The organism is Shewanella sp. 11B5, from assembly GCF_002836795.1.
GTDB classification, from domain to species: Bacteria; Pseudomonadota; Gammaproteobacteria; order Enterobacterales; family Shewanellaceae; genus Shewanella; species Shewanella frigidimarina.
In genome coordinates this window covers 1-2,078 of the sequence record NZ_PJAP01000674.1, presented here as the reverse complement: position 1 = coordinate 2,078, position 2,078 = coordinate 1, and the positions used below count along the sequence as shown (strand labels likewise).

Genomic DNA, 2,078 nt, shown 5'->3' with positions numbered 1-2,078 from the left:
TTACTTCAACAATGCTAACTTCACTAATAACGTGCCTGCATCATGCCATGATTAAACTTGGCTTTGAAACAAAAAAGCATGTTGCGTGCCGCAGTTGCAGTTAACTTGAACATCTTGACCAAATAAGCTTAAGTTTGATTTACCTGAGCTTAATGTGGCTGAGCATCAGTCTAGGGTTAGTGGGCCATCGATATTTTGATAATCGACACTACCAGACCCAGAATTAACAATGGTCAAACCTTTGGTGTTAGCCACATCAATGCCACCGGAACCATCATTTATCTTAACCAATCCGGAGACTTGATTAACCTTGATTGAACCCGAACCATCTTCAATACTCACATCACCAATAACATGGTTAATGCGAATGGAGCCCGAGCCATCTTGCAACTCAATCGCGCCTTTAGCCTCGCTAATATTAATAGAGCCTGAACCATCAACTAATACCAATTTGCCAATGTGGTTCATCACAATACTGCCAGAGCCATCGATCAACTCAATATCCGCACTAACATCATCTATTTGGATGGGCCCTGAACCGTCTTTAATATTCAATGCGAGCGCCGCTGGTACTTCTACCAATAAATCAATATAAGGTGATTCACCGAAATAGTGATCACTGTGTATTTTTGATAATAAATAGCCCTTATCACCTTTTCGGGTCAAGCTGAGCTTAATTTCGATGTCATCTTGATCCAATGATTGGGTGTAAATATCGGCATGTACGCTAACTTCTTTTAAGCCTTCAACCCCGACAATTGTTAACTTGCCGGCGCCAGTATTGGCGACTAACTCAGTTAATGATCCAGCATCAAGATTTAATTGCTGTTTTACTAAGTTAAGATTTGTATTGTTTTGCTCTGACGATGACGTAAATACAGACTCGGCTTCGCTTTGCGAAGCACCAAATAGGGTGGCACCTAGAATAAGCCCGACCGTGACACTAATGGTTGCGATACGAATAGACATAAGATTAATTCCTTTTATGAGGATAAAAATAAGCTTAGCCCACTAAACAGATGTTATTAATAAAGTTAACTGATGTTTGTATGAGTTAGCGGCAATTAACAATCATTTAGCAGGTTTCATACCAACTAAACAAAATCATTATTTACAACAAGTTACAATTATCAGTACTAAAATTAACTACGTCATCAAACCCCAAATGGTTAAAATCCCTTACAATGTGGTTAACTTCACTACTGTGCCCAACATGGTTAACTCAAACAAATAAGAACATAACCCTATGCCAACTTTTACTGCGATACCACAAACGTTAACTATCATTGTTGGTTCAACCAACCCAGTTAAAATCAATGCTGCAAAACAGGCTATTGGACAATATTTCCCTGATGTTCATATTGATTGTACTGGCATGCATGCACCATCACTGGTGGCAGACCAACCCATGACCGAAGCAGAAACTAAATTGGGTGCCATCAACCGAGCTCAATTTTGCCAAGCCAATGCAAAAGTAGTCGATCAACATGCTGACTTTTATGTGGCAATGGAAGGCGGAGTCGATCAGTTTGATCACAGCCCAGCCACCTTTGCTTACATGGCCATTATCCATAACGGCACATTATCTGTAGGTCGTAGCGCTAACTTGCCGTTGCCACAGTCAATTTTTAACGCTTTACAAGCAGGTGAAGAACTTGGCAAAGTAATGGACCGAGTATTTAACACTCATAATATTAAACAAAAAGGTGGCGCGATTGGCTTGCTCACTCGAGGTTTAGCCACCCGCGAAAGCATTTATACCCAAGCATTAGTGCTGGCAATGGCTCCTTTTATCAATGCGGAATTATTTAATGACTGAAAATCAGCAAGCAAATGCAACCAAAGACAACTTGCAGGCACCCTTGATTAGAACATTACAAGCACATGACGATGCCGCATTAGCAGCGGTTATTCGTGAAGTGTCTGCAGAATATGGGTTAACCCCAGATAAAGGCTTTAGCGTAGCCGATAAAACCCTCGACTGTTTAAGTGAGGTATATCAAGCTGAAGGTTCACAATACTGGGTGATTGAGTATCAAGGCAAAGTGGTTGGCGGCGCTGGAATTGCGCCATTAGCA

The 2,078-nt window shown here is 41.0% G+C and carries 2 protein-coding genes and 1 pseudogene; 2 read left to right on the top strand and 1 reads right to left on the bottom strand.

All coding sequences use genetic code 11. The features are described from left to right. Nucleotides 1–165: 165 nt before the first annotated feature. Nucleotides 166–969: a DUF4097 family beta strand repeat-containing protein gene (locus tag CXF78_RS15165; protein ID WP_011638615.1), complete on the bottom strand. Its 804-nt coding sequence runs from the start codon at nucleotides 967–969 to the stop codon at nucleotides 166–168. A 277-nt stretch (nucleotides 970–1,246) separates the two neighbouring features. Here CXF78_RS15165 and yjjX point away from each other — a divergent pair, with 277 nt between their 5' ends. Both yjjX and CXF78_RS15150 read left to right on the top strand, forming a co-directional pair. Further along, the gene (yjjX, locus tag CXF78_RS15155) at nucleotides 1,247–1,819 is read left to right on the top strand and encodes an inosine/xanthosine triphosphatase (protein WP_011638616.1); all 573 of its coding nucleotides are present in this window, start codon (nucleotides 1,247–1,249) and stop codon (nucleotides 1,817–1,819) included. Beyond that, nucleotides 1,812–2,078: pseudogene (locus tag CXF78_RS15150) on the top strand (GNAT family N-acetyltransferase); the annotation flags it as partial. The gene yjjX and the pseudogene CXF78_RS15150, both read left to right, overlap by 8 nt.

Excerpts from the sequence above, each read along its gene's own strand:
- yjjX (WP_011638616.1), top strand. The coding sequence starts at position 1,247 with ATGCCAACTTTTACTGCGATACCACAAACGTTAACTATCATTGTTGGT.
- CXF78_RS15165 (WP_011638615.1), bottom strand. The coding sequence starts at position 969 with ATGTCTATTCGTATCGCAACCATTAGTGTCACGGTCGGGCTTATTCTA.